This is a genomic window from Pseudomonas sp. K5002 (assembly GCF_013386655.1).
In the GTDB taxonomy this organism is placed as follows: domain Bacteria; phylum Pseudomonadota; class Gammaproteobacteria; order Pseudomonadales; family Pseudomonadaceae; genus Aquipseudomonas.
In genome coordinates this window covers 1-6237 of sequence record NZ_JACARK010000763.1, presented here as the reverse complement: position 1 = coordinate 6237, position 6237 = coordinate 1, and the positions used below count along the sequence as shown (strand labels likewise).

General features: G+C 59.8%; 6 protein-coding genes. 3 read left to right on the top strand and 3 right to left on the bottom strand.

Annotated elements, in window-relative coordinates; all coding sequences use genetic code 11:
* Nucleotides 1-31: 31 nt before the first annotated feature.
* Nucleotides 32-2173 (bottom strand): catalase HPII, encoded by a 2142-nt coding sequence (gene katE, locus HX846_RS27975; protein WP_178966531.1) that lies wholly within the window; start codon nt 2171-2173, stop codon nt 32-34.
* Nucleotides 2174-2441: 268 nt separating this feature from the next.
* Here katE and HX846_RS27970 point away from each other — a divergent pair, with 268 nt between their 5' ends.
* From HX846_RS27970 to HX846_RS27960, 3 genes are read left to right on the top strand one after another with little or no spacing between them, the layout of a single operon-like run.
* The gene (locus tag HX846_RS27970) at nt 2442-3449 is read left to right on the top strand and encodes a methionine ABC transporter ATP-binding protein (RefSeq protein WP_003214829.1); all 1008 of its coding nucleotides are present in this window, start codon (nt 2442-2444) and stop codon (nt 3447-3449) included.
* Nucleotides 3449-4123: a methionine ABC transporter permease gene (locus HX846_RS27965; RefSeq protein WP_003214831.1), complete on the top strand. Its 675-nt coding sequence runs from the start codon at nt 3449-3451 to the stop codon at nt 4121-4123. The genes HX846_RS27970 and HX846_RS27965 overlap by 1 nt, the downstream gene beginning before the upstream one ends.
* Nucleotides 4124-4174: 51 nt before the next feature.
* Nucleotides 4175-4948, top strand: coding sequence for a MetQ/NlpA family ABC transporter substrate-binding protein (locus tag HX846_RS27960; RefSeq protein ID WP_003214835.1), 774 nt, complete (start codon nt 4175-4177; stop codon nt 4946-4948).
* A 212-nt stretch (nt 4949-5160) separates the two neighbouring features.
* Here the strand turns inward: HX846_RS27960 and HX846_RS27955 are convergent, their stop codons facing one another.
* Nucleotides 5161-5796, bottom strand: a complete 636-nt coding sequence (locus tag HX846_RS27955) for an SCO family protein (RefSeq protein ID WP_003214837.1) — start codon at nt 5794-5796, stop codon at nt 5161-5163.
* On the bottom strand, nt 5793-6237 hold a 445-nt coding region (locus tag HX846_RS27950; protein WP_178966530.1), incomplete at its 5' end, for a UbiA family prenyltransferase. The genes HX846_RS27950 and HX846_RS27955, both read right to left, overlap by 4 nt.

Sequence of the window (6237 nt, the reverse complement as noted above, 5' to 3'; positions counted from 1 at the left end):
CGCGAAGGCGATCTAACAAACGACCGATACCTTAAGCCGGAACAGCTTTAGCCTTCGGCTCCCGATCCCAGACCCGATGCTGGGCAATCGCCGCAAAGAACGCCTTAAACGCCTTCGCGTCGCCGCCCACAATCAAGCCCGCATCCGCCTCAAGCTTCAGCACATCCAGCAACTGCTTCGCCTCACCGGCCAGGGCAATTGCCTTGAGGTGCTTGTACGCCTCCAGCAGGTAATGCAACGCCACACCATCAGCGCTCAACGCCTGAACCGACTTGGCGCCACCCGGCACAAACACCGCATCGAACGCCACCGAAGGCAAGCCTTCCATGGAAGCATCCACCGGTAGGCTCTTGCCATCCGCCGTCGTTACCGGCGCCGAGGTAGGCCCCAGCAACTTCGCATGCGCACCTGCGGCCTCAAGCGCCTTCTTCAAGGCATAAATCGCCGCACCATCAACACCGTTCGCCGCCAGAATCGCCACCTTGCGGGTCTTGATATCACCCGACAGCAAATTGGCCTGGCTCAACGCTGGCGAGCGTTCCGGAGACGTCTTGCGCTCTGGCACCGTACCTTTAGTCGGTCCTGGCAAGCCCAGGTTCTGCGCCACACGCTTGGCCAGTTCCAAGTCGATGTTGGCGAGGATCTCATTCACCTGGCGAGCGCGAATAAACTCACGCTCCACCTTGCCCAGTTCAAAGCTGTAGGCGGCGATGATGTGCTCCTGCTCGTGCTTGCTCATGCTGCGGAAAAACAAGCGCGCCTGGGAGAAGTGATCACCGAACGACTCGCTGCGCTCACGGATTTTGTGGGCATCAATGCGCTCCGGATACGTCTCAAAACCACCGTCCTGCGCCGCAGGCGGAGTTTCTTTCGGCCAGCCGCCATCAATCGAGTTCGGCTCGTAGGACGCGCGGCCCTTGTCGATGGTGGTGCGGTGCATGGCATCGCGCTGGCCGTTATGGAACGGCGCTACCGGACGGTTGATCGGCAACTCGTGAAAGTTCGGCCCGCCGAGTCGGCTGATCTGCGTATCGGTGTAGGAAAACAGACGGCCTTGCAGCAGCGGGTCATTGGAGAAGTCGATGCCCGGCACGATATGCCCCGGGCAGAACGCCACTTGCTCGGTCTCGGCAAAGTAGTTGTCCGGGTTGCGGTTGAGCACCATTTTGCCCAGCGGCGTGATGGGCACCAGCTCTTCGGGGATCAGCTTGGTCGGGTCGAGAATATCGAAGTCGAACTTATGCTCGTCTTCTTCGGCGATGATCTGCACGCCCAATTCCCATTCCGGGTAATCGCCACTTTCAATGGATTCCCACAGGTCACGACGGTGGAAGTCCGTGTCTTTGCCCGCCAGCTTCTGCGCCTCGTCCCACACCAGGGAGCAGGTGCCGACGGTAGGCCGCCAGTGGAATTTGACGAAGTTGGATTTGCCCTCGGCATTCACCAGGCGGAAGGTGTGCACGCCAAACCCCTGCATGGTTCGCAGGCTTTTCGGGATTGCCCGGTCAGACATGGCCCAGATCACCATGTGCGCCGACTCCGGCTGCAGCGAGACAAAATCCCAGAACGTATCGTGGGCCGAGCCGCCGGTAGGAATCTCGTTGTGGGGCTCAGGTTTTACCGCATGCACGAAGTCAGGAAACTTGATCGCGTCCTGAATGAAAAACACCGGCATGTTGTTGCCCACCAGGTCGAAGTTACCTTCGTCGGTGAAGAACTTCACGGCAAACCCACGCACGTCACGCACGGTATCGCCGGAGCCACGTGGGCCCTGAACCGTGGAAAAGCGCGCAAATACCGGGGTTTTATGTTCCGGGTTACGCAGGAACCCGGCCTTGGTCAGCGCCGAATGATTTTCATAGGTCTGGAAATAGCCGTGGGCACCGGTGCCCCGGGCATGGACGATGCGTTCCGGGATCCGCTCATGGTCAAAGTGCGTGATTTTTTCACGCATGATGAAGTCTTCCAGCAGAGAAGGACCACGGGAGCCGACCTTCAAGCTGTTCTGGTTATCGGAAACCTTCACGCCCTGGTTGGTGCGCAGCGCCTGGCCCGTCGCGTCGGAGCGGAATGTTTCCAGGCTTTGCAGCTTGGCGTTGGTGTTGCCACGGTCCAGAGTGTCGGTGCCCGCAAGTTCGCTCTTGGGCGGGGTAACTGGCTTTTTAGTACTCATCAGACAAAAACTCCTCGTTTGCGTAGGCCAGAGCGATCCCCGGCTCTTCTTGAGCAAAACCCCAGGCACGGCACCTGGGAGTTTCGAGTTGCTTATGTAGTGACTGACACGGTTTTGTACCGTTCCTTTTTTATGACCTTTGATCGCGTTATTGCCAAATCGCTGGTCGGATGAGAAATAAATGCTAAGAAACGCTATACGGACAGGCTAAAATGCGCGCCCGGCTAACCGCTGATCCCTTTTTAATGCGCCCCACAAGGTTCGCTACGTGATCGAGTTTCATAACGTCCATAAAACCTACCGGGTCGCCGGTAAGGATATCCCCGCACTGCATCCCACCAACCTGCGCGTCGAAAATGGCCAGGTGTTTGGTCTGATCGGCCATTCCGGTGCGGGAAAAAGTACTTTGCTGCGTCTGATCAACCGCCTGGAGCAACCCAGCGGCGGCCAGATCAAGGTCGATGACGAAGAAGTCACCGCCCTCGACGCCAACGGCCTGCGCCGTTTCCGGCAACAGGTCGGGATGATCTTCCAGCACTTCAACCTGCTGGCATCCAAGACCGTTGCCGACAACGTGGCGCTGCCGCTGACCCTCGCGGGCGAACTTTCCCGCAAGGAAATCGACCTGCGCGTGGCCGAATTGCTGGCCCGGGTCGGCCTGTCCGACCATGCCAAGAAGTACCCGGCGCAGTTGTCTGGCGGCCAGAAGCAGCGCGTCGGCATCGCCCGCGCACTGGCCACCAAGCCGAAAATCCTGCTGTGCGACGAAGCCACCAGCGCCCTCGACCCGCAGACCACGGCCTCGGTCCTGCAACTGCTGGCCGAGATCAACCGCGAGCTGAAGCTGACCATCGTGCTGATCACTCATGAAATGGACGTGATCCGCCGCGTGTGCGACCACGTGGCCGTGATGGACGCCGGCGTGATCGTCGAGCAAGGCACCGTCGCCGACGTATTCCTGCACCCCAAGCACCCGACCACCAAGCGCTTCGTGCAGGAATCCGAGCAAGTCGACGAAGGCGAACAGCGCGATGACTTCGCCCATGTACCGGGGCGCATCGTGCGCCTGACGTTCCAGGGCGAAGCGACCTACGCGCCGCTGCTGGGTACCGTCGCCCGCGACACGGGTGTGGACTACAGCATCCTCGCCGGTCGTATCGACCGCATCAAAGACATTCCCTACGGGCAACTGACCCTCGCCGTCACCGGCGGTGACATGGAGGCCGCCTTCGCCGCCTTCACCGCGGCAGACGTCCATATGGAGGTGCTGCGCTAATGGAAATCCTCTTGAGCTTTTTCTCGAACATCGACTGGTCGGAAATCCTGCTCGCCACCGGCGACACCATGACCATGCTGTTCGGCTCGCTGCTGTTCACCGTATTGCTGGGCTTGCCGTTGGGCGTGCTGCTGTTCCTGTGCAGCCCGCGTCAGCTGTTCGAACAAAAGAATGTTTATGCGCTGTTGTCGCTGGTGGTGAACATCCTGCGTTCGCTGCCGTTCATTATCCTGTTGATCGTAATGATCCCGTTCACGGTGCTGATCACCGGCACCTCGCTGGGTGTTGCCGGTGCAATTCCGCCACTGGTGGTAGGTGCCACGCCGTTCTTTGCGCGCCTGGTGGAAACCGCGCTGCGTGAAGTGGACCGCGGGATTATCGAAGCGACCCAGGCCATGGGCGCGACCACTCGCCAGATCATTACCAACGCGTTGCTGCCCGAAGCCCGCCCCGGCATCTTCGCGGCGATTACGGTGACGGCGATTACACTGGTTTCCTACACGGCCATGGCCGGTGTAGTGGGTGCCGGTGGCCTGGGTGACTTGGCGATCCGCTTCGGTTATCAGCGCTTCCAGACCGACGTGATGGTGGTCACCGTGGTGCTGCTGCTGATCCTGGTACAAATTCTGCAAACCGTCGGCGACAAGCTGGTGGTGCACTTTTCTCGAAAATAACGGCTATTGCCGGCGTTAAGCCGGCCAATTCCCGAACAAGGAGCTTGTTGAATGAAAAAACTACTGGTTGCTTTCGCCGCCGTTGCCGCGTTCTCCGCCCACGCCGCCGAAACCCTCACCGTGGCCGCGTCCCCGGTGCCGCACGCTGAAATCCTCGAATTCGTGAAGCCGGCTCTGGCCAAGGAAGGCGTGGACCTGCAGGTCAAAGTCTTCACCGACTACGTTCAGCCAAACGTACAGGTGGCCGAAAAGCGCCTGGACGCCAACTTCTTCCAGCACCAGCCGTACCTGGATGAGTTCAACAAAGCCAAGGGCACTCATCTGGTGAGCGTTGGCGCTGTGCACCTGGAGCCTCTGGGCGCCTACTCCAGCAAGTACAAGAAGCTGGAAGACCTGCCAAGCGGCGCCAACGTCGTGATCCCGAACGACGCCACCAACGGCGGCCGTGCGCTGTTGCTGCTGGCCAAGCACAACCTGATCACCCTGAAGGACCCGACCAACATCCTGTCGACCATCAAGGACATCACTGAAAACCCGAAAGGCCTGAAATTCCGCGAACTGGAAGCCGCCACCCTGCCGCGCGTGCTGACCCAGGTCGACCTGGCGCTGATCAACACCAACTACGCCCTGGAAGCCAAGCTGGACCCCTCCAAGGACGCACTGGTGATCGAAGGCAACGACTCGCCTTACGTGAACATCCTGGTGACCCGCGAAGACAACAAGGATTCGGACGCGGTGAAGAAGCTGGTAGCAGCCCTGCACACCCCGGAAGTGAAAGCGTTCATTCTTGAGAAGTACAAAGGCGCGATCCTGCCGGCGTTCTGATCCAAGGCCGAAACCCCGATCGAAAAAGCGGACGCAGAGCGTCCAGTGCGGCATTCCCACGCAGAGCGTGGGAACGATCCAAACCAATGTGGGAGCGGGCTTGCTCGCGAAGGCGGTGGTTCAGTCGATACATCTGTTGACTGACACACCGCCTTCGCGAGCAAGCCCGCTCCCACATTTGATTTGTGTCGCTCAGAAAATGGTCGGCAGGCTTATTTACGCTGCAACAACCCCGGGAACTGCGCTACCAGCTTCTGGTTGTTCAACGGCGCCCGGATAAACCCGCGTTGCGTTCCATCCGGCCCGATCAGCGCGAGGTTGCCGCTGTGGTCGACGGTGTAGTTGGGCTTGCTGGTGTCTGCCGGAATAAACGGAATGCTCACCGCATTCGAAACCTTCTGCACATCGTCCACATTCGCACCGGTCAGGCCCTCGAACTGTGGATCGAAGTAGCCCAGGTACTGCTTGAGCTGCGCCGGTGTATCGCGGTTCGGGTCAACGCTGACCAAAATCACCTGCAACTTATCCACAACGTCTTTGGGCAGCTCGCTCTTGATCTGCCGCAGCTGGGCGAGGGTGGTCGGACAGATGTCCGGGCAGAAGGTGTAGCCGAAGAACAGCACGCTCCACTTGCCTTTCAGCTCGTTGACCACCACCGGCTGGCCGTCCTGGTTGGTCATGGTCACCGGTGGCAACTGACGGCTTTGCGGCAGCAGGATGATGCCGGCATCGATCAAGGCCGTCGGGTCGCCCTGGCCTTTGCCACTCAGGACTTTGTTGACGGTCAGGCCCATGATCAACGCGACAATGGCCACCAGAATGAAGACAGTTTTTTGAGTTCGAGTCATAGGTTCAACAATAGGTAATGGTCTACGAGCAGGGCGATAAACAGCGCGAACAAGTACCAGATAGAGTACTTGAAGGTGTTGATCGCCGCGTGCGGCCGACTGCCACGGTACAGCACCCAGGCCCATTGCAGAAAGCGCCCGCCCAGAACCAGTGCGCACACCAGGTACAGCATGCCGCTCATGTGGATGACATAGGGCATCAGGCTGACCGCCAGCAAGGCGAAGGTGTAGAGCAGGATATGCACCTTGGTGTAGTGCTCGCCGTGGGTCACGGGCAGCATCGGGATGTCGGCCTTGGCGTATTCCTCCTTGCGGTGAATCGCCAGGGCCCAGAAGTGCGGCGGGGTCCAGGCGAAGATGATCAGCACCAGCAGCAACGGCTCGGCGCTGACGTGGCCAGTGACGGCAACCCAGCCCAGCAACGGCGGCGCGGCGCCAGCC